This window comes from Burkholderia latens (genome assembly GCF_001718795.1).
GTDB lineage: Bacteria > Pseudomonadota > Gammaproteobacteria > Burkholderiales > Burkholderiaceae > Burkholderia > Burkholderia latens_A.
The window spans coordinates 801145-822451 of the sequence record NZ_CP013435.1; the positions used below are offsets into that span (position 1 = coordinate 801145).

A 21307-nucleotide genomic window follows, 5' to 3' on the forward strand; every position below is an offset into this window, starting at 1 on the left:
TTCGTTCCCGTCCGGCAGCGACGCACGGAGTGTAAGCGCATTTGCGCTCACTCCGCCGCCTTGAAGGTAATCGTAATACTCGACGGGGTATGACCGTCAGTATCGGGCGGTAACGGAACCGACGCCTGGATCGCATTGACCACCGCCTGATCCCACCCCGAATTGCCGCTCGGTCGCGATACCGAGACGCTCAACAGGTCGCCAGAAGGCGTACAGCGGATCTTGACGATTGTCGTGAGTCCCGCGCGCTCGCCGGCCCAGACGATGTTCGGTTTCACGCGGCGGCGTACCTTGTCGGCATAGCCCGGAGAGGCGGCGTTGCCGCCGGAACCCGTGCCGGTGCCGCTTTTCGCGAGGCCTTGGCCGCCGCCTTCACCGGCACCCGCGAGGCCCTGCATCTGAGCGAGGCGCGCATTCCGTTCCCGGTCGAGCTTCGCCTTCGCTGCCGCATCGGCCTTCGCGCGCGCCGCCGCTTCGGCCTTTGCCTTCGCCTGCGCTTCCGCCTTCGCTTTCGCGGCGGCGTCTGCCTTGGCCTTCGCCGCCTGCTGTGCTTCCAGCTGCGCCTGTTTCTGCTGTTGCAGTTTTTGCTGCTCGAGCTTCTGCTGTTCGAGCTTTTGCTGCTCGGCGAGCTGCTGTTGCTTCAGTTTCGCGGCCTGCTTCTGCTTTTCGCGTTCAGCGGCTTTTTCCGCGGCGAGCGCGGCAGCCTGCTGCGCTGCGAGTTGCGCGCGGCGCGCTTCCTCTTCCTGCTGCTTCAACTGCTGGGCGCGGCGCTGCTGCTCGAGCAGCGCTTCGCGCGCGGCTGCTTCCTGCTGGCGCTTTTTCTGCTGCAGCGCGATGTCCGCCTGCTCGTCCCGAGCCGGCGGAGCGGGCGGCGCGACTTTCGCGGGCGGCGTGGGTGTAACCACGGGGCGCGGCGCGGGCACGTCGGGCACCTCGGTCCACAGCTCGGCTTCGGCGCCGGCCGGCGTGCTGTTCTGCCACTGCACGCCGTGATAGAGGAACAGTGCGAGCAGCACGTGCATCAGCGCGGCGAGCGCGAACGCGCGCCAGGTGCCGCGCTCGCGAGGGGGCTGAGACGGGTAGGCGTGGTCGCGCGTGGATTGCTGCCGGTTCATTGCGATTTGACGAGGAGGCCGACGCGCTTGACGCCGCGCGCCTTCAGATCCGACATCACGGTCATGACCGAATCGTACTGCACGGTCTTGTCGGCCGCGATCACGACCGGCTGGTCGGGATGGTCGGCCTGCCGCGCAGCGATGAAGCTGTCGAGCTCGGCCTTGGTCATCGTGTCTTCCTGCGTCGCGCCGGAGTCGCTCTTGTACTTGACGCTCATCGTGCGGTCGGCCTTGATGTTGACGACGACGGGCGGCGTCTGTTCCTGCGGCGCGGCGTTGCCGACGGTCGGCAGATTGATGATCGACGGCGCGACGAGCGGGGCCGTGACCATGAAGATCACGAGCAGCACCAGCATCACGTCGATGTACGGCACGACGTTGATGTCGGCCATCGCGCGGCGCGAACGGCCGCCCCGCATGCTGGATCGAATGGGACTTCCTGCCATGGCGCGCTCCTTACTGGGCCTGACGCTGCAGGATGTTCGAGAATTCTTCGATGAAGGTCTCGAAGCGGATCGCGAGGCGGTCGATGTCGTGCGCGTAGCGGTTGTACGCGACTACCGCCGGAATCGCGGCGAACAGGCCGATCGCGGTGGCGACGAGCGCCTCGGCGATGCCCGGCGCGACGTTCGCGAGCGTCGCCTGCTGCACGTTCGCGAGACCGCGGAACGAGTTCATGATCCCCCAGACGGTGCCGAACAGACCGATGTACGGGCTGACCGAGCCGACCGACGCGAGGAACGCGAGGTTCGCTTCGAGCACGTCCATTTCACGCTGGAACGACGCGCGCATCGCACGGCGCGCGCCGTCGAGCACGAGACCGGGATCGCTGAGACGCTTTTCCTTCGCCTTCAGGAACTCGCGCATCCCCGATTCGAAGATGCGCTCGAGCGCGCCGATCGTGTGGCGGTTGTTGGCCGCGCTCTGATACAGCGCCTGCAGGTCGCCGCCGGACCAGAAATCCCGCTCGAAGCGTTCGGTCTGCGCGCGCGCGCGCCGGATCGCAAACCACTTGCGGAAGATGAAGGTCCACGACATCAGCGACAGTAGCAACAGCAGCCCCATCACGGCCTGGGCCAGCACGCTCGCGTTGAGGACGAGGGAAATGATCGACAGGTCTTGAGAAGTGTTCATAGAGTTTGAGTAACGTCCCTTCGGGGTGCCCGGCGAAGGCGCGCGGCATGCGTGCGGCGCGGCGCGCCGGCCTGGCCTGGCGCCGAACCTTGCTTAGTATCGATTCAGGAGGGCAAGTTCATAGGTTTTGTCTAAACGGTGCTCATTCGAGCTTCGTTGACAATACAGTTTGCCCGGCGTCGATGACGGGCCCGCGTTGTAGTGCCTCCAGCACGGCTGGCGGGATCGCCGCAGGCCGGATGCCGGTTTGGTCCACGCAACCCAGCCGGATGTGTCCGGCGACGAGCAGCGTGTCGCCGCGCCACGCTTCCTGCGTGAATTCCACCGATGCGCGGCCGATGCGCCCGGGCCGGCTCATGATCGTCAGCGCGTCGTCGAGTCGCGCCGGCGCGCGGTAGTCGAGCGACGTGCTGCGCACGATGAAGATGGCGCCCGTGTCGTCGGCGAGGCGGCGCTGGTCGATGCCGCACGCGCGCAGCCATTCGGTGCGGGCGCGTTCGAAGAACTTCAGGTAGTTGGCATAGAAGACGATGCCGCCTGCATCGGTATCCTCGTAGTACACGCGAACCGGCCAGATAAAGCCGCAGGGCGCGTCCGGGGAGCGGGTAGGCTGAGTCATGGCGCGCATTCTACCGGAAGGCCGCGGACGGATTCGTAACCGATTCGTAACGGAATGTAGTACGCGGCAGGCCGCCGGCGCGGGGCCGGCGGCCTGCCGAGACGGGTCAGCCGCGATGGATCGTGAGGCCGGCGGGGGCTTGAGCAACCGGCATCATCTCGATCGTGTTGATGTTGACGTGCGCGGGACGCGTTGCGATCCAGTAGATGGTGTCTGCGATGTCCTCGGCGGTGAGCGGCTGGACGTTCTGATATACGTTCGCAGCCTTCGCGTCATCGCCGCGGTAGCGCACGTTCGAGAATTCCGTGCCGCCGCACAGGCCGGGTTCGATATCAGTGACGCGCACGGGCGTGCCGATCAGGTCCGCGCGCAGATTCAGACTGAATTGTCTGACGAAAGCCTTGGTTGCGCCGTAGACGTTCCCGCCCGGATACGGATAGGTGCCGGCGACTGAACCGAGATTGAAGATATGGCCGCGGCCGCGCTCGATCATCCCTGGCAGCAGCGTGTGCGTGACCGTCACGAGGCCAGAGCAGTTCGTGTCGATCATCGTCTGCCATTCGTCCAGGCTCGCCTTTTGGGCAGGCTCCACACCGAGCGCGAGGCCTGCGTTGTTGACGAGCACGTCGAGCGCTGCAAAGTCGGCGGGGAGTGCAGCCGGCACGGCCTCGACGGCGGCGCGGTCGCGCACGTCGAGCTCGAACGGCAGCAGCGCATCACCCAGCTCGGCCGCGAGCGCATCGAGACGATCCTTGCGGCGGGCGGTGGCGACGACGCGGTGGCCGCCCTTGACAAACGCGCGGGCGATGGCGGCGCCGAAGCCGGCGGACGCGCCTGTGACGAACACGATCATTGCTGCTCCTGGTCGGTAACGAATTGGCGGATAGTATCCCGCAAGCCTACTGAGATTGCCGCACCGCGGCAAGGCGCCGAAGCGCGTCTGAGCGGGAGCGTATAGCCTGGCCCTTATTATTTCGACATGCCTGGCGCGCGGTTGCCTATTCATGGCGCATCCAATAAACTAACGCGCTCATCACCCCTGCGTGACTGGCGATAGAACCCTTCGGGTTCAAGGTGGAGCATCCCACCGTGAAGCGCGGGGCGCCGTTTTTGCCGTTCGCCTGGGCAGCCGTTGTGCGCCATTGCGTGCATTGCCGGTGGCTGTCCTGTCTCGCGTCATACGGATTCTTCCGCCACGTCGAGCTGGCCCCGCCAGCAGCGCAATGTACTCGGCCGCACCGGTCAACCTGTACACACTTAACGGAAACCGTATGTTTGACAGAGCCCAAAGCACCATCGCGAACGTCGATCCCGAACTCTTTGCAGCGATCGAGCAGGAAAACCGCCGCCAGGAAGATCACATCGAGCTGATCGCGTCGGAGAACTACACGAGCCCGGCCGTGATGGCCGCACAGGGCTCGCAGCTCACGAACAAGTACGCGGAAGGTTACCCGGGCAAGCGCTACTACGGGGGCTGCGAATATGTCGACGTGGTCGAGCAGCTGGCGATCGACCGTGTGAAGCAGCTGTTTGGCGCGGAAGCGGCGAACGTGCAGCCGAACTCGGGTTCGCAGGCGAACCAGGGCGTGTTCTTCGCGATGCTCAAGCCGGGCGACACGATCATGGGCATGAGCCTCGCGCACGGCGGCCACCTGACGCACGGCTCGCCGGTGAACATGTCGGGCAAGTGGTTCAACGTCGTCAGCTACGGGCTGAACGAAAACGAAGACATCGACTACGACGCGGCCGAGAAGCTGGCGAACGAGCACAAGCCGAAGCTGATTGTCGCGGGCGCATCGGCGTTCGCGCTGAAGATCGATTTCGAGCGTCTGGCAAAGATTGCGAAGTCGGTGGGCGCGTACCTGATGGTCGACATGGCGCACTACGCGGGGCTGATCGCGGCGGGCGTGTATCCGAACCCGGTGCCGCACGCCGACTTCGTGACGACGACGACGCACAAGAGCCTGCGCGGCCCGCGCGGCGGCGTGATCCTGATGAAGGCGGAGTACGAGAAGCCGATCAATTCGGCGATCTTCCCGGGTATCCAGGGCGGCCCGCTGATGCACGTGATCGCGGCGAAGGCCGTTGCGTTCAAGGAAGCGCTGTCGCCGGAGTTCAAGGCGTATCAGCAGAAGGTGGTGGAGAACGCACGCGTGCTGGCAGAAACGCTGGTCAAGCGCGGGCTGCGGATCGTGTCGGGCCGCACGGAAAGTCACGTGATGCTGGTCGACCTGCGCGCGAAGAACATCACGGGCAAGGCAGCGGAAGCGGCGCTCGGCGCCGCGCACATTACGGTGAACAAGAACGCGATCCCGAACGATCCGGAAAAGCCGTTCGTGACGAGCGGCATCCGCCTGGGTTCGCCGGCGATGACGACGCGCGGGTTCGGGCCGGCGGAAGCGGAGCAGGTCGGCAACCTGATTGCCGACGTGCTCGAGAACCCGGAAGACGCGGCGACGATCGAGCGCGTGCGCGCGCAGGTGGCCGAGCTGACCAAGCGTTTCCCGGTCTATCGCTGATCCGGCATGCGCTGCCCGTTCTGCCGGCATGAGGACACGCAGGTCGTCGACTCGCGCGTGTCCGAAGATGGCGCCGCGATTCGTCGGCGCCGTCGCTGCTCGGCTTGCGACAAGCGCTTCACGACGTACGAGCGGGTCGAGCTGAACCTGCCGGCCGTCGTGAAGAAGGACGGCAGCCGTACCGAATTCGACCGTCGCAAGATCGTCGCCAGCATGCAACTCGCGCTGCGCAAGCGGCCGGTTGCAGCCGACGCGATCGACGCGGCGGTCGCCCGTATCGAATATCAGTTGCTCGCGACCGGCGAGCGTGAAGTGCGTAGCGAGAAGCTCGGCGAACTCGTGATGAACGAGCTGCGCGGCCTCGATACGATTGCCTATGTCCGCTTTGCATCGGTTTACCGCCGGTTCGAGGACGTTTCCGAATTTGCCGACGTGATCGAAGAATTCCGTCGCGCGTCCCCCTCCAAGCCTCCGCGCAAGCGCTGACGCGCTGCGTCCGTTCATCGTCTTCTCCCGCAGGTTCAATTCGTGCCGATTGTGTCGGCCGTGGCTGGAGGTCGCCAGTCGGCCGTTCGGCTAATGGCGCGCGTCCGCATGCGTCGCTACAGTGGTTGCATCACGTTGACGGAGGGCAATGGCGATGGAACCGTACCGGCGGCCCGTTGAAAAAAACATGCGATGGTGTGGCGGGTTCACGCTCGTCGAGCTGATGGTCGCGATTGCGCTGGCGGCCGCGATCGGGCTTTACGCGGCGCCTGCATTTGACCGTTGGCACATGCGCGAACGCGTGGATGCCCGCTCTCGCGCACTACTCGGTGCGCTGTCTTTCGCCCGCACCGAAGCGACGCGTCTCGGCGTGCGCGTCACGCTGTGCAGGGCCGGTCGCGACGGTGACTGTGTGCGCGCTGGCGAGCGGTGCAGCCCGGCCGAGTGGTCATGCGGCTGGATCGTCAGCGGGCAGTTCGACGGACAACCTCGCGTACTGCGGCGTTATCCGCACGATGCCGACATTGCCGTGGCCGGCGCCGCGCGCGATCTGGCGTTTGCGCCGCCGACAGGGCAAATCATCGGCGGGATCCGGCGTTTCGAGTTGCGGCCGCCGCATGCGCACGAGAGTGACGATGCGCGTATGGCGCGTTGCATCCGGATCTCGGCAGGTGGCCGCGCACGCGTCGCGGCCGGCCGTTGCGATGCGGCATGACGCGCATGCGCAGTCGGATGCAGGGTACTTCGCTGCTTGAGGCCGTGCTGGCCATCGCGCTGCTCGCCATGGTAATGCTCGCCGTGGCCGGCAGTCAGCTTGCAATGACGCGCGCGCAGCGATCGACGATGTGGCGGGAACGCGCACTGTGGCTGGCCGATGCACGCATCGAGCGTCGGCGCGCTGCGGCCGACGCTGGCGACGACATCGCCGCGCTCGTGGCTGCATCACTGCCCGGCGGCACGGTGACGCTCGACGGCGGAGCGGCCGGTGTCAGTTCCGTGGTCGTCGGCTGGCACGGCACCGACGCGTCGGCGTCGACTTCCTCGCGATGCGAGCGTGCGGACGCTGTCGTCAAGCCGCCATCGTGTGTGCGGATTCCGTTTCGCGAGGCCAATGCCAATGCCGGTGAACGCTGATCGCGGAAGCCGCGGCTGCCGTCGCGGCCGCGCACATACGCTGCTCGAGGTGCTGATCGCGATGACCGTCGGTCTGCTCGTGCTTGCCGCGGCGGGCGCGCTGTATCACGCGCAGCGCGTTGCGCAGCAGCGCGCGGAAGACGGGTTCAGGATGCGCGATGCGGCTGCGACAGCGTTGATGCTGATCGGCCAGCAAATCCAGATGGCAGGGTTTCGGCCGCTGGATGTCGATGAGGCGTCGCCGTTGCCGCCGGTGTTTGGCTGTTCATCCGGGCGCGTGCGCGGCGGCGGCGCGCAAGTGCGCTGCGAGGCCGTGCGGGCGGCGTCGGATGCGGTGCTGGCGCGGTATGTAGGCGACCGCGTGTCGACGTGGCCGACGACGAGCGGGCAAGTGTCCGATTGTCTCGGGCAGGGCGTCGGCGCACCCGGCGAGCGGCCGCTCGTGGAAAACCGTTTCGACGCGCATGTCAGTCCGTCGACGGGAGAGCCCGAGCTGTACTGCGAAGGCAACGGGCGCCCCGGTACGCCGCAACCCGTCGTGTCCGGGATCGACCAGTTGCGCGTGCGCTACTTGCGCCGCGAAAGCCGGCAGTTCGTCAACGCGAACGCGATGGGCGCGGGCGACTGGCGCGACGTCGCGGCCGTGCATCTGTGCGTGCGGGCGCGTGGCGAATCGATGCGCGAGCCCGCGCGTCATGTCGATTGCGACGGCCGCACCGCCGTCTCGCAAGATGGTCGCGCGCGTCTCGTTTTGCATCGCATTGTCGCGTTGCGCAACTCCGCGGAGGCGTTCGTCGGTGCCGGCCGCGAAGCGACGCGCGAAAGAGAGGTGCTGCGATGAGCCGCCCGAACGGCATTGCCCGTGCGCGTGCAACGCACATTGCGGCGGCCCGCATCGAAAGCCGCGCCGCGGCGTACGGCGACGTTCCGCACGCGGCGCTGGAATCGATCCTCCGGAGCCGCAAACCGGCGCGCACACGCACGGTATCCGCCCTCCGCAGCTGGCGCCGCGATGCCGGCCTTGCACTGCCTGCCGTGATCGCCGTCGGCGCGGCAGTCGCTGCGCTGACCGGCACATGGTTCGAATCGGCGCTGACGGAATCGCGCCGCACGCGTGCATTGTCGGATAGGTTGATCGCATTCCACGCGGCCGATGCGGCACTCGAAGCCTGTACCGCGCAGTTGCTTCGTGGCCGCACGCCGTACCTTGACGAACCGGCTTCGGTCGACGAACCGGATGCGTGGCGGCGAACGCCGGCGCTGGTCGTCGGCGAGGCGTTCGCCCCGTTTCCCGCGTGGCCGATGGCTGCGCGGCCACCGCGTTGCCTGATCGAAGCGTGGCCGGGCGTCGGCCCGCGAGGTAGCCGCGCTTACCTCGTCACCGCGCGAGGCGTTGGCGGCCATGCGTCGGGCGCGGTGTGGCTGCAAAGCCAGATCGCGCTGCGCGATGGACGCGTCGTTGCGCGGCGCTGGCGTCACGTCGCGGCAGTGCATCGATGAAAGCGCTCGCCCCGATGCGCCGCGCGTCGGCGTTCACGTTGATCGAATTGATGGTCGTGCTCGCGATCGTCGCCGTGCTGGCAGGCTGGGGTATCCCGTCGTATCGCGAGCATGTCGCGCGCAGCCATCGTGCGTCCGCGATTGCCGCGCTGTACCGCGCGGCGCAATATCTCGAAACACTCGACGGCCCGCCGCCGCGGACATTGCCGCACGCATACGCGCAGGCGCCGCCGGACGGGCGCCCTGTCTATCGCGTGCGGTTGGCGCGTCCGGCCGGCGATGATGCGGCGGTGTTCTACGAACTCGTTGCAAGCCCGCTCGATACGGGCCCGATGCGCGACGACAGATGCGGCGCATTTACGCTGCGCTCGGACGGCACGCGAGGCAGTACTGCGGAATCCGCCGACGCGGAACCGGCGGCGCGGCAGCGGATGTGTTGGGGCGCGCTGATCGAGCAATATGCATGGAAGCGCATATCGCGGAACGGCCGTGCGCGTTTGCCGTGGCGTGTCAGTCGTCGTTCGCGACAGGGCCGCGCTCGACGCGCGACTGCTTCCAGATCTGGTACACCTCCCACGCGGCGAAGCCGACGGTGCCCCACTTCAGCGCGGGGCCCGCACTCGCGCGAAGCAGCGAGCGAATGGGTTTCGCCAGCACGAGCGATGCGAGCGAACTGAGCATCGGATACTGGTTGACGAGCTGGCCGAGATTGGCGTTCAGGTTCTTCGCGGACTGGCTGAACTTGTGGCTCGACAGGCCGGGGATGAACATCTTGAGCCAGCTGAACCGCGTGACGGCATGACGCACTTCGGCGGCGGCTTCGGCAAGCTCGAGCCGCTCGACCTCGGATCGCAGGATCAGCAATTCCTTGCGGAGCGCGCGGTGCTGCGACGCGTTCCACTTCGATCGCGACGAATGGGGGCGGGGCGGATGGCTCGTGACGTTCTGGCTCATGGCGCGTCGGCTAAGTAGGTGACAGGGGCGAACGCGGCCGCGTTCACGACTTGCTGCGGAAGATTTCGCGGTCTTTCTCGAGCTCCGCGAGCGTCGCCTCGAACACGGTCGGCGCTTCGCGCAGGCCCGAGCGCGCCTTGAGCGCACAGGCGATGCCTGCGAGTGCATATACCGCCGTGATGACAGCCAGCGATTGCCAGCGATAGGTGTCCCAGAATGCGATCGCGATGAGCACGGTCAGGCTGATGAGCGCCATCGTCGCGAGCATCATCGCGGCGAGGCCGAGGAACAGCACGCCCATCAGGCGTTCCTTTTCCTCGGCGAGCTCGATGCCGACCAGTTCCAGGCGCGTTTGCAGGAGGCCGATCGCGGAGCCGACGAGGCGGCGCAGCGGCCCGTGGCCGGACGGCTGCGAGTGGGTGTCTGTCGTCATGGATGAGGCGCTTGCGCGCGCAGTAAGCGGCTAGGTCAAAGCGGCCGCCGGCGAACCGCCGGCAGGCTTCGGCACCCACGTGCAGCCGCGCGGCGGCACGTGGGGCGGAACGGCGCTGAGCGCGTTACTTGCGGTTGATCAGCAGACCGATCAGCACGCCGACGCCGGCGGCGATGCCGATGGACGTCCACGGATGCTCATGCACGTAATCGTCGGTAGCGCGCGCGGCCTTCTTGCCTTTCTCGACCACCACGACCTGGACGTCGGTTGCCTTTTCCTTGGCCTGCTTCAGGCGCGACATGGCTTTCTCGCGCAGCTCGGCTGCACGGTCGCCCGTGCTGCTCGCTGCCTGCTTGAGCAGATCTTCGGCGTCCGCCAGAACGGTTTTGATATCCGACATCAGTTTCTCCTTGTTGATTTCCGACATTGCAACTCCCTTCATGCTGTCATGCTGCAGGTTCACATCGTAGCGAAACGCCTGCCTGCTGGCGAGCCGGGAAGACACACGGCGGCAGTGCAAGACTGCATGGTAAACGACTCGCAATCGTCAACAGAGCCGCAAACGGCACGAAAAGTTTCCTCCGCGGCCGTCCATGCCGTTCCGCCATCGGGCAAAAATGACAAAAAAGTATGAATATCAAACGTAATAATCGTTCGCATGGCGCATTGCTTCCCGTAAGCTGACGGACTGTCCCGCGCCGACAGCGCGCGGTTTCAACCAGCATCGTTCGAGGAGGGAACATCATGAGCCTGCGTCTTGGCGACATCGCACCGGATTTCGAGCAGGAATCGAGCCTGGGCAAGATCAAGTTTCACGAGTGGCTGGGCGACAGCTGGGGCGTCCTGTTCTCGCATCCGGCCGACTACACGCCGGTGTGCACGACTGAGCTCGGGTTGACCGCGAAGCTGAAGGGCGAATTCGAGAAACGCAATGTGAAAGTGATCGCGCTGTCGGTCGACGACGTCGAATCGCACAAAGGCTGGATCAACGACATCAACGAAACGCAATCGACCGTCGTCGGCTTCCCGATCATTGCCGACGGCGACCGCAAGGTCTCGCAGCTGTACGACATGATTCACCCGAACGCGAACGAAACGCTGACGGTGCGCTCGCTGTTCGTGATCGACCCGAACAAGAAAGTTCGCCTGATCATCACGTATCCGGCCAGTACCGGGCGCAACTTCGACGAAGTGTTGCGCGTGATCGACTCGCTGCAGCTGACCGACAACTACAAGGTCGCCACCCCCGGCAACTGGAAGGATGGCGACGACGTCGTGATCGTGCCGTCGCTGCAGGATCCGGAAGAGCTGAAGAAGCGGTTCCCGAAGGGCTTCAACGCGGTGCGTCCGTACCTGCGTCTCACGCCGCAGCCGAACAAGTAAGCAGCGGCTCCGGAAACGGCGCCGCGTGACGAACGTGGATGCCGAGGAAAGCGGCCCGCCCGGCAGCGATGCCGGGCGGGCCGTGTCTTTTTTTCAGTATGACGGTAGCAAGGCGACGCGGCCGGGCCACCGCGCGCCGCCGTGCGCGAATGCTCAGAAGAATGCCTGGATGCCCGTCTGCGCGCGACCGAGGATCAGCGCGTGGATGTCGTGCGTGCCTTCATACGTATTGACCACCTCGAGGTTGACGAGGTGGCGCGCGACACCGAATTCGTCGGAGATGCCGTTGCCGCCCAGCATGTCGCGCGCGAGCCGCGCAATGTCGAGCGCCTTGCCGCAGGAGTTGCGCTTCATGATCGACGTGATCTCGACGGCCGCCGTGCCTTCGTCCTTCATCCGCCCGAGCCGCAGTACGCCTTGCAGGCCGAGCGTGATTTCGGTCTGCATGTCGGCGAGCTTCTTCTGGATCAGCTGGTTCGCGGCGAGCGGCCGGCCGAACTGCTTGCGATCGAGCACGTACTGGCGCGCGGTGTGCCAGCACGATTCCGCCGCGCCGAGCGCGCCCCATGCGATACCGTAGCGCGCCGAGTTCAAGCACGTGAACGGGCCGCGCAGGCCGCTCACGTTGGGCATCAGGTTCTCTTCCGGTACGAACACCTCGTCGAGCACGATCTCGCCGGTGATCGACGCGCGCAGCCCGACCTTGCCGTGGATCGCCGGCGCGGACAGCCCCTTCCAGCCTTTTTCGAGGATGAAGCCGCGAATCGCGTCCTTGCCGTTTTCGTCGAGCTTTGCCCACACGACGAATACGTCGGCGATCGGCGAATTGGTGATCCACATCTTGGCGCCGGACAGCGAATAGCCGCCGGCGACCTTCTTCGCGCGCGTGACCATGCTGCCGGGATCGGAGCCGTGGTTCGGCTCGGTCAGCCCGAAGCATCCGATCCATTCGCCGCTCGCGAGCTTCGGCAGATATTTCTGCTTCTGCGCGTCCGAGCCGAATTCGAAGATGGGCACCATCACCAGCGACGACTGCACGGACATCATCGAGCGGTAGCCGGAATCGACGCGCTCGACTTCGCGCGCGATCAGCCCGTAGCTCACGTAGTTGAGGCCGGGGCCGCCGTATTCCTCGGGGATCGTCGGCCCGAGCAGGCCGACTTCTCCCATTTCGCGGAAGATCGCGGCGTCGGTGCGTTCATGGCGGAACGCATCGGTCACGCGCGGCGCGAGCTTGTCCCGTGCGTACGCCTGCGCGGCATCGCGTACCATCCGCTCTTCTTCGGTCAGTTGCTGATCGAGCAGCAGCGGATCGTCCCAATGAAAAGTTGCAGCGCTCATCGTGTCATCTCCTGTCCCCTCGACGCATCGAGTCGGGCGTCGTGCTGAAAGTTCGCTTGACTGGAGTTCCGCTGTGCGGAACAATGTTTTGCAAATCGAACTCAGTGTAACACCAGATGACACTTTCAACCATCGACGAAACCGCGATCGACGAACGCAAGTTCGTGGTGGCGCTCGCGCGCGGGCTCGATCTGCTGCGCGCATTCCGGCCCGGCGAGACGATGCTCGGCAATCGCGACTTCGCGGAGCGCACCGGGCTGCCGAAAGCGACGGTGAACCGGCTGGCGTACACGCTGACCGTGCTCGGCTATCTGCGTTACGACGAGACGCTCGGAAAGTATGCGCTCGACGCCGGCGTGTTGTCGCTCGGCTATGCGCTGCTCGCGGGCTCGGGCACGCTCGATCTCGCGAGGCCGCACATGCAGGCGCTCGCGCGGGAGATCGGCGCGGCCGTGTCGCTTGGCTGCCGGGACGGCCTCGACATGATCTATCTCGAGACGATTCGCAGCGAAACCGCGCTGACGCTCGGGCTTGCGCCCGGCTCCCGGCTGTCGATGCTGACGAGTTCGATGGGGCGCGCGTACCTGGCCGTGCAGCCGGAGGATGTGCGCCGCGCGCTGTATGCGGACCTGCATCGGGCAGCCGGCGGCGCGGCCGACGCGGATGCGCTCGTCGCCGCTGCGCAGCAGGCGGTCGCGGAGTTTGCGGACGGCGGATGCTGCTATTCGTTTCGTGCGTGGCACATGGACGTCAACGCGGCGGCCGTGCCGTTTCGCGAGCCGCGCGAGGGGCGCTGGCTGATCCTGAGTTGCAGCGGTCCCGCATCGTCGATGGACGAACAGGTGTTCCGCACGCAGGTCGGACCGAAGCTGAAGGCACTCGCGCAGCGGCTTGGGCAGACGATCTGACACGGGTGCGTCGCCGCGCTCTCCGAAGCGCGCCGCCGTTCATCGTGTGAGCCGCGCGCACCATCTCTCGTCAGTTTCCCGACGCCGAAGTACGACGTCGACAGACAAAACCCGCGGCCATCGGCGCCAACGCGACGGGGTTGAACGCGCAGCGTTCGCACTGCGGACCCGACGTCGCGCCTGACGAGCAACGCATCGCGCCGGCCCGGCATGGAGCCGCGAACGCATCCGCAGCGGCCCTGCATACCGGCGCCGGATCCACGCCGTAACCCGCGCCGTAACCCCTTTGCCAGACCGGATCGCCGATCGGGCGCGGCGCTCGCCGCATGGGTCCGACCGCTACTGCGCACCGGCCGCCATGCGGGAAATCACGCCGTGACGACCTTCGCGAACACCGGCCCCTGCATGAACCGCACGTCGTGCTGGCGCAGCAGCTCGCACTGCGTTTCGTCGACGACGCCGTCGAAGATCAGCGGAATCCGTACGCGCTGCGCATACGCGACCAGCGCCTTCACCATTCCGTCGCGCAGCGCGATGCCCGCATCCATCTTGATGTAGTCGGGCCGCGCCATCTCCGATTCGACCGCGAGGATCCGGCCCGGGTCGGGCAGCTTGTCGGCGACCTTGAAGCCGTGATGCTGGTAGCTGCGCGTGAGGTAGCCAAGAAAAGTCTTGTGCGCGACCGCGACGGCCGGCAGTTCGATCACGATCCGCTCGGTGGGCAAGCCGAAGCGTTGCAGCACCGACGAGAAATGCTTGCCGTGGTCGTACTTCACGCTCTTGAGCAGCCGCTCGTGCACGCGCAGAAACAGCAGCCCGTGACGTTGCGCGCCGAAGAAGTTGATCGCGTGCAGCGCGCGCGACAGCCGGTCGATCGCGACGAGCGTCTGGTCGTCGACGGCCGAATCGACCGGGTCGTGCAGCGCGCCCGTGACCAGCGTGACGGCCTGGAAGCCGAGTTCGTCGCCGTAGCGCTCGATCGCATCGGCGAACGACGTCGATTGCGGTGCGCCGGGCATCGTCACGTCGTAGATCGGCTCGTACGCGCTCGCGAGCGTCCGCTCGGGCAGATTCGCGCACGCGGTGCCGCCCTCGGCGAGCGCGAGGTGTTCCCGCAGATACGGTAGTTGCCCGGCACGGGCGACCAGCTCGGGAATGTTGGGCGGAATCATCGGCGTCGAAAGGAAAAATGGCGGCCGAAAGGGCCGCCTCACGTATCGATATTAGCAGTGCGCGCCAGACTCGGCTCGGCGTTTCGCTCATATGGTTATCCCGTCCCGGAAGCGTTGGCTAGGGTTTACGTTGATTTCACTATTCGTAATTGGTTTTACTATTCGTAAATCCAGCGATTTGTCGCCGATCAAGAAAAGCGGCGTTCAGGCGCCCGGAGCGGCGCCGTTTTCCGAATCGGATCAACAGGAAGCAAAGGAGCGAGACGTGGCGGTTGAAGTGGACGGAGCAGCACGGGCGGCGGCAACGGCCGCCAATGAAGCGGTGCGGGATGGCGCCGCGTGCGGCGGCGCGCACGCCGCAGCGCTGAGGAGCGGATGGCGATCATGAGCATCGATTACCAGACGCTGAAGTTCGACTACCGGCCGCGCGCGGCACGGGCCGTCGGCGATGACGCGGCCATTCACCCGGTGATCGTCGTCGGTGCGGGCCCGGTGGGTCTGTCGGCCGCGATCGACCTCGCGCAGCGGGGCGTGCCGGTCGTGCTGCTCGACGACGACGACACGCTGTCGACGGGCTCGCGCGCGATCTGCTTCGCGAAGCGCACGCTCGAGATTTTCGACGGGCTCGGCTGCGGCGAGCGCTTCGTCGAGAAGGGCGTGAGCTGGCACGTGGGCAAGGTGTTCCTGCAGGACGAACTGCTGTACGCGTTCGACCTGCTGCCGGAGGAAGGCCATGCGCGCCCCGCGTTCGTCAATCTGCAGCAGTACTACGTCGAAGGCTACCTGGCCGAGCGCGCGTTCGAGCTGCCGAATATCGACATCCGCTGGAAGCACAAGGTGACGGGCGTCGCGCAGTCGGCGGAGCACGCGACGCTGACCGTCGAGACGCCGGAAGGTGTCGAGACGCTGCGCGCACTGTACGTGATCGCGGCAGACGGCTCGCGCAGCCCGATGCGCACGGCGATGGGGCTCGAAAGCCGCGGCCGCACGTTCAAGGATCGCTTCCTGATCGCCGACGTGAAGATGAAGGCGGAATTCCCGACCGAGCGCTGGTTCTGGTTCGATCCGCCGTTCCACCGCAACCAGTCGGTGTTGCTGCATCGTCAACCCGACAACGTGTGGCGCATCGATTTCCAGCTCGGCTGGGACGCCGACCCGGTCGCCGAGAAGCAGCCTGAACGTGTGATTCCGCGCGTGCGTGCGCTGCTCGGCGCGGATGTCGAGTTCGAGCTCGAATGGGTAAGCGTCTATACGTTCCGCTGCCAGCGCATGGATACGTTCCGGCACGGCCGCGTGCTGTTCGCGGGCGACTCCGCGCACGGCGTGTCGCCTTTCGGTGCCCGCGGCGCGAACAGCGGCGTGCAGGACGCGGACAACCTCGCATGGAAGCTGAAGCTCGTGCTCGACGGCCGCGCGCCCGACGCGCTGCTCGACACCTACGCGAGCGAGCGCGAATTCGCGGCGGACGAGAACATCCGCAATTCGACGCGCTCGACTGACTTCATCACGCCGAAGAGCGCGGTATCACGCGTGTTTCGCGACGCGACGCTGAAGCTCGCGCGCGATTGCGAATTCGCGCGCAAGCTCGTGAACAGCGGCCGCCTGTCGGTGCCGGCCGTGCTGACCGAGTCGCCGCTGAACACGCCGGACCGCCATGGCGACACGTTTGCAGGCGCGATGCGCCCGGGTGCGGCAGCGGCCGATGCGCCGGTGCGCGCGCAAGGTGCGTCGGGCTGGCTGCTCAAGCACCTGGGCGACGGCTTCGCGGGCGTGCTCTTCGGGCTGCCGGGCGATGCGGCCGCGCTCGCGCAGGCGCTCGACGGCCTCGCGCTGCCGGTGCGGCCCGTGCTGGTCGTGCCGGCCGGGCACGCGCAGCCGGTGGCCGGCGTCGACGTCGTGGAGGACGTCGACGGTTTCGCCGCGCAACGCTACGACGCGAAGCCCGGCACGTTCTACCTGCTGCGCCCCGACCAGCACGTATGCGCGCGGATGCGCACGCTCGAGCGCCCGGCGATCGCCGATGCACTGGCGCGCGCGATCTGCGCGAAGCTGAATCCATAACGACACCGGAGACACCGTCATGCCCCGACTCGACACCCGCCCGCGTCTTGCCGATCCGGACACGTTCTACGAAGCGCTGATCGACATGCATCGCGACTTGTCGGACGCCGACAGCCAGCTCGTCAACGCGAAGCTGATCCTGTTGCTCGCGAACCAGATCGGCGACGCCGACGTGCTGCGCGAAGCGATGGCGCTCGCGCGCCAGGGCGTGACGCCGCCTGTGCATCCGGCCGCCGAGGTGACGCAATGAGCGCGGCGCCGGCCGCTACGCGCGTGGTGGAAGTCGAGCGCGTGATCGACGACACGCATCGCCCGGGCTTTCACTGGATGTTGCTGATCCTGTGCGGACTGTGCCTCGTGATCGACGGCTTCGACGCGCAGGCGATGGGCTACGTCGCACCGAGCGTGATCGCCGAATGGGGCGTGCCTAAGCAGGCGCTCGGGCCCGTCTTTAGCGCGAGCCTGTTCGGGATGCTGCTCGGCGCGCTCGCGCTGTCGGTGCTGGCCGACCGGATCGGGCGGCGCCCGGTGCTGATCGGCTCGACGCTGTTCTTCGCGGTGACGATGCTCGCGACGCCGTTCGCGGGCTCGATCCCGGTGCTGATGGTGCTGCGCTTTGTCACGGGGCTCGGCCTCGGCTGCATCATGCCGAACGCGATGGCGCTGGTCGGCGAGTTCAGTCCGGGTGCGCATCGCGTGAAGCGGATGATGATCGTGTCGTGCGGCTTCACGCTCGGCGCGGCGATCGGCGGCTTCATCAGCGCCGCGCTGATTCCGGCACTCGGCTGGCGCGCGGTGTTCTTCGTCGGCGGCGCGGTGCCGCTCGTGCTGACGATCGCGATGATCGCGCGGCTGCCCGAGTCGCTGCAGTTCCTGGTGCTGAAAGGCCGGGACGCGCAGGCGCGCGACTGGCTCGCGCGCTTCGCGCCGCACGCCGGCATCGATGCGAACACGCGGCTTGCCGTGCGCGAGCGCGCGACGAACGGCGCGCCGGTCGCCGAACTGTTCCGCGACGGCCGCCTGCCGGTCACGCTGCTGCTATGGGCGATCAGCTTCATGAACCTGATCGACCTGTACTTCCTGTCGAACTGGCTGCCGACCGTGATGCGCGACGCGGGCTATTCGCCGGGCACGGCGGTGATCGTCGGCACGGTGCTGCAGACAGGCGGCGTGATCGGCACGCTGTCGCTCGGCTGGTTCATCGAACGCTACGGCTTCGTGCGCGTGCTGTTCGCGTGCTTCGCGTGCGCGGCCGTGTCGGTGGGACTGATCGGATCGGTCGCGCATGCGCTGCCGTGGCTGCTGCTCGTCGTGTTCGCAGGCGGATTCTGCGTGGTGGGCGGCCAGCCGGCCGTCAACGCGCTCGCGGGCCAGTATTACCCGACGTCGCTGCGCTCGACCGGCATCGGCTGGAGCCTCGGGATCGGCCGGATCGGCTCGGTGCTCGGGCCGCTCGTCGGCGGACAACTGATTGCATTGAACTGGACGAACGGCGCGCTGTTCCACGCGGCCGCGGTGCCCGTGCTGTGCTCGGCGCTGTTCGTGCTCGGCCTCGCGGGCGTCACGCGGCGCAGCGATGCTCGGGCGCCGAACGCCGCTGTGAACTGATGGAGAAAGGAAACGATGACGCTTGACCTGTCGAAACCGGCAACCGCCGGCTACTTGAGCGGATTCGCGAACGAATTCGCGACCGAGGCGCTGCCCGGCGCGCTGCCGCACGGGCGCAATTCGCCGCAGCGCGCGCCGTACGGGCTGTATGCGGAGCAGTTGTCGGGCACCGCCTTTACCGCGCCGCGCGCGCACAACCGCCGCTCGTGGCTGTACCGGATCCGGCCGGCGGCCGTGCACCGGCCGTTCGAGCCGCTCACGGGGCCCCAGCGGCTCGTGGCCGAATTCGGCGATTCCGCGGACGTGCCGCCGACGCCGCCGAATCAGTTGCGCTGGGATCCGCTGCCGATGCCGGTCGAGCCGACCGATTTCGTCGAAGGGCTGGTCACGATGGCGGGCAACGGCTCGGCGGCCGCGATGAGCGGCTGCGCGATTCATCTGTACGCGGCGAACCGCTCGATGCAGGACCGTTTCTTCTACAGCGCCGACGGCGAACTGCTGATCGTGCCGCAGCAGGGGCGGCTTTTCATCGCGACCGAGTTCGGCCGCGTGGACGTCGAGCCGTTCGAGATCGCGGTGATCCCGCGCGGCGTGCGTTTTACGGTCGCGCTGCCGGACGGCGACGCGCGCGGCTACATCTGCGAGAACTTCGGCGCGTTGCTGCGCTTGCCGGACCTCGGCCCGATCGGTTCGAACGGGCTCGCGAACCCGCGCGATTTCCTCACGCCGCAGGCCGCGTACGAGGACCGGGAAGGCGCGTTCGAGCTCGTCGCGAAGTTGAACGGGCGCCTGTGGCGCGCGGACATCGGCCATTCGCCGCTCGACGTCGTCGCGTGGCACGGCAACTATGCGCCGTACAAATACGACCTGCGTCTGTTCAACACGATCGGCTCGATCAGCTTCGACCATCCCGATCCGTCGATCTTCCTCGTGCTGCAGTCGCCGAGCGACACGCCGGGCGTCGACACGATCGACTTCGTGATCTTCCCGCCGCGGTGGCTCGCCGCCGAGGATACGTTCCGCCCGCCGTGGTTCCACCGCAACGTCGCGAGCGAATTCATGGGTCTCGTGCACGGCGCGTACGACGCGAAGGCCGAGGGTTTCGTGCCCGGCGGCGCGAGCCTGCACAACTGCATGTCGGGCCACGGGCCGGACGCGGATACGTTCGAGAAGGCGTCGGTCAGCGACACGACGAAGCCGCACAAGGTGGACGCGACGATGGCGTTCATGTTCGAAACCCGCACGCTGATCCGGCCGACGCGCTATGCGCTCGACACCGCGCAACTGCAGGCCGACTACTTCGAATGCTGGCAACGCATCCAGAAACACTTCAATCCGGAGCAACGATGAGCGACACCCACGACTGGCGCGCGACGCTGGACCCGGCTCGCAAGAGCTGGGTCGACACGGCGAATGATCCCGCCTGCGATTTCCCGATCCAGAATCTGCCGTTCGGCATCTTCAGCGACGCGACGCAGACGGCGCGCCGTGCCGGCGTCGCCCTCGGCGACCAGATCGTCGACGTCGCCGCGCTCGCCCGTGCGGGCCTCGTCACGCTCCCGGCCGGCGCCGACGTGTTTGCCGCGCCGACGCTCAACGCGTTCATCGCGCTCGGCCGCGATGCGTGGCGCAGTATGCGCGTGCAACTGTCCGACCTGTTTTCGCGCGACAACGCGCGGCTGCGTGACGATGCGGCATTGCGCGCGCAGGTGCTCGTCGCGCAGCGCGACGCGACGCTGCATCTGCCGGTCGACATCCCGGGGTACACCGATTTTTATTCGTCGAAGGAGCATGCGACCAACGTCGGCTCGATGTTCCGTGATCCCAAGAATGCGCTGTTGCCGAACTGGTCGGAGATGCCGATCGGCTACAACGGCCGTGCGTCGTCGGTGGTCGTGAGCGGCACGCCGGTGCGGCGCCCGAACGGGCAGCTTAAATTGCCCGATCTGGAGCGCCCGGTGTTCGGCGCGTGCCGCAAGCTCGATATCGAGCTTGAGACGGGCTTCATCGTCGGCAAGGGCAACGCGCTTGGCGAGCCGATCGCGTGCGAGGACGCGGAAGCGCACATCTTCGGAATGGTGCTGCTGAACGACTGGAGCGCGCGCGACATCCAGCAGTGGGAATACGTGCCGCTCGGGCCGTTCAATTCGAAGGGCTTCGCGACGACGATCTCGCCGTGGATCGTCACGCTCGACGCGCTCGAACCGTTTCGTGTCGCGCAGCCCGAGCAGTCGCCGCAGCCGCTCCCGTATCTGCGGCATTCGGGCAAGCACGCGTTCGACATCGAGCTCGAAGTGACGCTGCGCGCCGAAGGCGCCGCGGAGCCGACGTCGATCTGCCGCACGAATTTCAAGCACATGTACTGGACGATGGCGCAGCAGCTCGCGCACCACACGGTCGCGGGGTGCAACACGCGCGTCGGCGATCTGATGGGCTCCGGAACGATCAGCGGGCCGACGAAGGATTCGTTCGGCAGCCTGCTCGAACTGACGTGGAACGGCAAGGAGCCGCTCGCGCTGAACGGCGGCGGCAGCCGCACGTTCATCGAGGACGGTGACGAACTCACGCTCGCCGGCTGGTGTCAGGGAGACGGCTATCGCGTCGGCTTCGGCGCGTGCGCCGGCAAGATCGTGCCGGCGCACGACGCGTAAGGGTTCTCGGCGCGAGACGTCGCGCGCGGTCCCGAAGGACAAGGGCGGCCCGCATTGCGCGGGCCGTGTGCGTTTACCGGAATCCGGGCGCGCGAACCGATGCGTTTGGGTGCACGATGCCGAACGCCGAACGCCGAACGCCGAACGCCGAACGCCGAACGCCGAACGCCGAACGCCGAACGCCGAACGCCGAACGCCGAACGCCGAACGAAGAACGAAGAACGAAGAACGAAGAACGAAGAACGAAGAACGCAGAACGCAGAACGCAGAACGCAGAACGCAGAACGCA

24 protein-coding genes, 1 pseudogene and 1 riboswitch are annotated in these 21307 nt (G+C 66.7%); of the genes and pseudogenes, 15 read left to right on the forward strand and 10 right to left on the reverse strand.

What is annotated here, in order from left to right; translation table 11 throughout:
- Positions 1-47: 47 nt before the first annotated feature.
- From tolA to WK25_RS03730, 5 genes are all read right to left on the reverse strand, one after another.
- Positions 48-1115, reverse strand: a complete 1068-nt coding sequence (gene tolA / locus WK25_RS03710; RefSeq protein ID WP_069241001.1) for a cell envelope integrity protein TolA — start codon at positions 1113-1115, stop codon at positions 48-50.
- Positions 1112-1561, reverse strand: a complete 450-nt coding sequence (gene tolR / locus WK25_RS03715) for a protein TolR (RefSeq protein ID WP_040143495.1) — start codon at positions 1559-1561, stop codon at positions 1112-1114. The genes tolA and tolR overlap by 4 nt, the downstream gene beginning before the upstream one ends.
- A gap of 10 nt (positions 1562-1571) precedes the next feature.
- A complete protein-coding gene (tolQ, locus tag WK25_RS03720) occupies positions 1572-2249 on the reverse strand; it encodes a protein TolQ (protein ID WP_034182824.1) in 678 nt (225 codons plus the stop codon).
- A 142-nt stretch (positions 2250-2391) separates the two neighbouring features.
- Positions 2392-2877 carry a tol-pal system-associated acyl-CoA thioesterase gene (ybgC, locus tag WK25_RS03725; protein WP_040143496.1) on the reverse strand — a complete coding sequence of 162 codons (486 nt, stop codon included), beginning with the start codon at positions 2875-2877 and terminating at the stop codon, positions 2392-2394.
- Between the two features lie 97 nt (positions 2878-2974).
- On the reverse strand, positions 2975-3721 hold the full coding sequence (locus tag WK25_RS03730) for an SDR family NAD(P)-dependent oxidoreductase (RefSeq protein WP_059547767.1): 747 nt from the start codon (positions 3719-3721) through the stop codon (positions 2975-2977).
- A gap of 180 nt (positions 3722-3901) precedes the next feature.
- Positions 3902-4002: riboswitch (ZMP/ZTP riboswitch) on the forward strand.
- A 137-nt stretch (positions 4003-4139) separates the two neighbouring features.
- On the opposite strand from WK25_RS03730, the gene glyA reads away from it, so the two are divergent.
- The 7 genes and pseudogenes from glyA to WK25_RS29920 all read left to right on the forward strand — a co-directional run.
- Positions 4140-5387: a serine hydroxymethyltransferase gene (gene glyA / locus WK25_RS03735; RefSeq protein ID WP_069241002.1), complete on the forward strand. Its 1248-nt coding sequence runs from the start codon at positions 4140-4142 to the stop codon at positions 5385-5387.
- A gap of 6 nt (positions 5388-5393) precedes the next feature.
- Positions 5394-5873: a transcriptional regulator NrdR gene (gene nrdR / locus WK25_RS03740; RefSeq protein WP_006760615.1), complete on the forward strand. Its 480-nt coding sequence runs from the start codon at positions 5394-5396 to the stop codon at positions 5871-5873.
- A 154-nt stretch (positions 5874-6027) separates the two neighbouring features.
- Positions 6028-6588: a GspH/FimT family pseudopilin gene (locus tag WK25_RS03745; protein WP_069241922.1), complete on the forward strand. Its 561-nt coding sequence runs from the start codon at positions 6028-6030 to the stop codon at positions 6586-6588.
- Complete coding sequence (locus WK25_RS03750) at positions 6585-7007, forward strand: type IV pilus modification PilV family protein (RefSeq protein WP_059544014.1); 423 nt, start codon at positions 6585-6587, stop codon at positions 7005-7007. The genes WK25_RS03745 and WK25_RS03750 overlap by 4 nt, the downstream gene beginning before the upstream one ends.
- Entirely contained in the window at positions 6991-7848 is an 858-nt protein-coding gene (locus tag WK25_RS03755; protein WP_069241921.1) for a type IV pilus assembly protein, read from the forward strand. Before WK25_RS03750 ends, WK25_RS03755 begins: the two co-directional genes overlap by 17 nt.
- 197 nt (positions 7849-8045) lie before the next feature.
- Complete coding sequence (locus WK25_RS03760; RefSeq protein ID WP_040144885.1) at positions 8046-8507, forward strand: pilus assembly PilX family protein; 462 nt, start codon at positions 8046-8048, stop codon at positions 8505-8507.
- Positions 8504-8950 (forward strand): annotated as a pseudogene (locus WK25_RS29920) (type IV pilin protein); the annotation flags it as partial. The gene WK25_RS03760 and the pseudogene WK25_RS29920, both read left to right, overlap by 4 nt.
- Positions 8951-9017: 67 nt before the next feature.
- Here WK25_RS29920 and WK25_RS03765 read toward each other — a convergent pair.
- From WK25_RS03765 to WK25_RS03775, 3 genes are all read right to left on the reverse strand, one after another.
- A complete protein-coding gene (locus tag WK25_RS03765) occupies positions 9018-9461 on the reverse strand; it encodes a DUF3318 domain-containing protein (protein WP_040143501.1) in 444 nt (147 codons plus the stop codon).
- A 43-nt stretch (positions 9462-9504) separates the two neighbouring features.
- A complete protein-coding gene (locus WK25_RS03770; RefSeq protein WP_040143502.1) occupies positions 9505-9894 on the reverse strand; it encodes a phage holin family protein in 390 nt (129 codons plus the stop codon).
- Between the two features lie 124 nt (positions 9895-10018).
- A complete protein-coding gene (locus WK25_RS03775; protein WP_040144886.1) occupies positions 10019-10321 on the reverse strand; it encodes a DUF883 family protein in 303 nt (100 codons plus the stop codon).
- 317 nt (positions 10322-10638) lie between these two features.
- Between WK25_RS03775 and WK25_RS03780 the strand changes: the two genes are divergently transcribed.
- Positions 10639-11277: a peroxiredoxin gene (locus tag WK25_RS03780; protein WP_040143503.1), complete on the forward strand. Its 639-nt coding sequence runs from the start codon at positions 10639-10641 to the stop codon at positions 11275-11277.
- A gap of 153 nt (positions 11278-11430) precedes the next feature.
- Here WK25_RS03780 and WK25_RS03785 read toward each other — a convergent pair whose 3' ends face one another.
- The gene (locus WK25_RS03785) at positions 11431-12618 is read right to left on the reverse strand and encodes an acyl-CoA dehydrogenase (RefSeq protein ID WP_040143504.1); all 1188 of its coding nucleotides are present in this window, start codon (positions 12616-12618) and stop codon (positions 11431-11433) included.
- Positions 12619-12734: 116 nt separating this feature from the next.
- On the opposite strand from WK25_RS03785, the gene WK25_RS03790 reads away from it, so the two are divergent.
- Positions 12735-13526 carry an IclR family transcriptional regulator gene (locus tag WK25_RS03790; RefSeq protein ID WP_059544008.1) on the forward strand — a complete coding sequence of 264 codons (792 nt, stop codon included), beginning with the start codon at positions 12735-12737 and terminating at the stop codon, positions 13524-13526.
- 368 nt (positions 13527-13894) lie between these two features.
- On the opposite strand, the gene WK25_RS03795 is transcribed toward WK25_RS03790, so the two are convergent.
- Complete coding sequence (locus WK25_RS03795) at positions 13895-14698, reverse strand: EAL domain-containing protein (protein WP_040143506.1); 804 nt, start codon at positions 14696-14698, stop codon at positions 13895-13897.
- 91 nt (positions 14699-14789) lie between these two features.
- Here WK25_RS03795 and WK25_RS31075 point away from each other — a divergent pair, with 91 nt between their 5' ends.
- From WK25_RS31075 to fahA, 6 genes are read left to right on the forward strand one after another with little or no spacing between them, the layout of a single operon-like run.
- Positions 14790-15086 (forward strand): hypothetical protein, encoded by a 297-nt coding sequence (locus WK25_RS31075; RefSeq protein WP_156788996.1) that lies wholly within the window; start codon positions 14790-14792, stop codon positions 15084-15086.
- Positions 15074-16759: an FAD-dependent oxidoreductase gene (locus WK25_RS03800; protein ID WP_069241003.1), complete on the forward strand. Its 1686-nt coding sequence runs from the start codon at positions 15074-15076 to the stop codon at positions 16757-16759. The genes WK25_RS31075 and WK25_RS03800 overlap by 13 nt, the downstream gene beginning before the upstream one ends.
- A gap of 19 nt (positions 16760-16778) precedes the next feature.
- Positions 16779-17009, forward strand: coding sequence for a DUF2783 domain-containing protein (locus WK25_RS03805; RefSeq protein WP_069241004.1), 231 nt, complete (start codon positions 16779-16781; stop codon positions 17007-17009).
- Positions 17006-18367, forward strand: coding sequence for an MFS transporter (locus WK25_RS03810; RefSeq protein ID WP_040143509.1), 1362 nt, complete (start codon positions 17006-17008; stop codon positions 18365-18367). The genes WK25_RS03805 and WK25_RS03810 overlap by 4 nt, the downstream gene beginning before the upstream one ends.
- A 15-nt stretch (positions 18368-18382) precedes the next feature.
- Complete coding sequence (hmgA, locus tag WK25_RS03815) at positions 18383-19717, forward strand: homogentisate 1,2-dioxygenase (RefSeq protein ID WP_059544004.1); 1335 nt, start codon at positions 18383-18385, stop codon at positions 19715-19717.
- A complete protein-coding gene (gene fahA, locus WK25_RS03820; RefSeq protein ID WP_069241005.1) occupies positions 19714-21018 on the forward strand; it encodes a fumarylacetoacetase in 1305 nt (434 codons plus the stop codon). Before hmgA ends, fahA begins: the two co-directional genes overlap by 4 nt.
- Positions 21019-21307: the final 289 nt, after the last annotated feature.

What these genes read in the sequence shown, in the direction of transcription:
- hmgA (WP_059544004.1), top strand. Translation starts at nt 18,383, where the DNA reads ATGACGCTTGACCTGTCGAAACCGGCAACCGCCGGCTACTTGAGCGGA.
- WK25_RS03730 (WP_059547767.1), bottom strand. Translation starts at nt 3,721, where the DNA reads ATGATCGTGTTCGTCACAGGCGCGTCCGCCGGCTTCGGCGCCGCCATC.
- WK25_RS03810 (WP_040143509.1), top strand. Translation starts at nt 17,006, where the DNA reads ATGAGCGCGGCGCCGGCCGCTACGCGCGTGGTGGAAGTCGAGCGCGTG.
- WK25_RS03765 (WP_040143501.1), bottom strand. Translation starts at nt 9,461, where the DNA reads ATGAGCCAGAACGTCACGAGCCATCCGCCCCGCCCCCATTCGTCGCGA.
- fahA (WP_069241005.1), top strand. Translation starts at nt 19,714, where the DNA reads ATGAGCGACACCCACGACTGGCGCGCGACGCTGGACCCGGCTCGCAAG.
- WK25_RS03790 (WP_059544008.1), top strand. Translation starts at nt 12,735, where the DNA reads ATGACACTTTCAACCATCGACGAAACCGCGATCGACGAACGCAAGTTC.
- ybgC (WP_040143496.1), bottom strand. Translation starts at nt 2,877, where the DNA reads ATGCGCGCCATGACTCAGCCTACCCGCTCCCCGGACGCGCCCTGCGGC.
- WK25_RS03805 (WP_069241004.1), top strand. Translation starts at nt 16,779, where the DNA reads ATGCCCCGACTCGACACCCGCCCGCGTCTTGCCGATCCGGACACGTTC.
- WK25_RS03800 (WP_069241003.1), top strand. Translation starts at nt 15,074, where the DNA reads ATGGCGATCATGAGCATCGATTACCAGACGCTGAAGTTCGACTACCGG.
- WK25_RS03785 (WP_040143504.1), bottom strand. Translation starts at nt 12,618, where the DNA reads ATGAGCGCTGCAACTTTTCATTGGGACGATCCGCTGCTGCTCGATCAG.
- WK25_RS03755 (WP_069241921.1), top strand. Translation starts at nt 6,991, where the DNA reads ATGCCGGTGAACGCTGATCGCGGAAGCCGCGGCTGCCGTCGCGGCCGC.
- glyA (WP_069241002.1), top strand. Translation starts at nt 4,140, where the DNA reads ATGTTTGACAGAGCCCAAAGCACCATCGCGAACGTCGATCCCGAACTC.
- WK25_RS03770 (WP_040143502.1), bottom strand. Translation starts at nt 9,894, where the DNA reads ATGACGACAGACACCCACTCGCAGCCGTCCGGCCACGGGCCGCTGCGC.
- tolQ (WP_034182824.1), bottom strand. Translation starts at nt 2,249, where the DNA reads ATGAACACTTCTCAAGACCTGTCGATCATTTCCCTCGTCCTCAACGCG.
- WK25_RS03745 (WP_069241922.1), top strand. Translation starts at nt 6,028, where the DNA reads ATGGAACCGTACCGGCGGCCCGTTGAAAAAAACATGCGATGGTGTGGC.
- nrdR (WP_006760615.1), top strand. Translation starts at nt 5,394, where the DNA reads ATGCGCTGCCCGTTCTGCCGGCATGAGGACACGCAGGTCGTCGACTCG.
- WK25_RS03775 (WP_040144886.1), bottom strand. Translation starts at nt 10,321, where the DNA reads ATGTCGGAAATCAACAAGGAGAAACTGATGTCGGATATCAAAACCGTT.
- tolA (WP_069241001.1), bottom strand. Translation starts at nt 1,115, where the DNA reads ATGAACCGGCAGCAATCCACGCGCGACCACGCCTACCCGTCTCAGCCC.
- WK25_RS03795 (WP_040143506.1), bottom strand. Translation starts at nt 14,698, where the DNA reads ATGATTCCGCCCAACATTCCCGAGCTGGTCGCCCGTGCCGGGCAACTA.
- tolR (WP_040143495.1), bottom strand. Translation starts at nt 1,561, where the DNA reads ATGGCAGGAAGTCCCATTCGATCCAGCATGCGGGGCGGCCGTTCGCGC.
- WK25_RS03750 (WP_059544014.1), top strand. Translation starts at nt 6,585, where the DNA reads ATGACGCGCATGCGCAGTCGGATGCAGGGTACTTCGCTGCTTGAGGCC.
- WK25_RS31075 (WP_156788996.1), top strand. Translation starts at nt 14,790, where the DNA reads ATGGTTATCCCGTCCCGGAAGCGTTGGCTAGGGTTTACGTTGATTTCA.
- WK25_RS03780 (WP_040143503.1), top strand. Translation starts at nt 10,639, where the DNA reads ATGAGCCTGCGTCTTGGCGACATCGCACCGGATTTCGAGCAGGAATCG.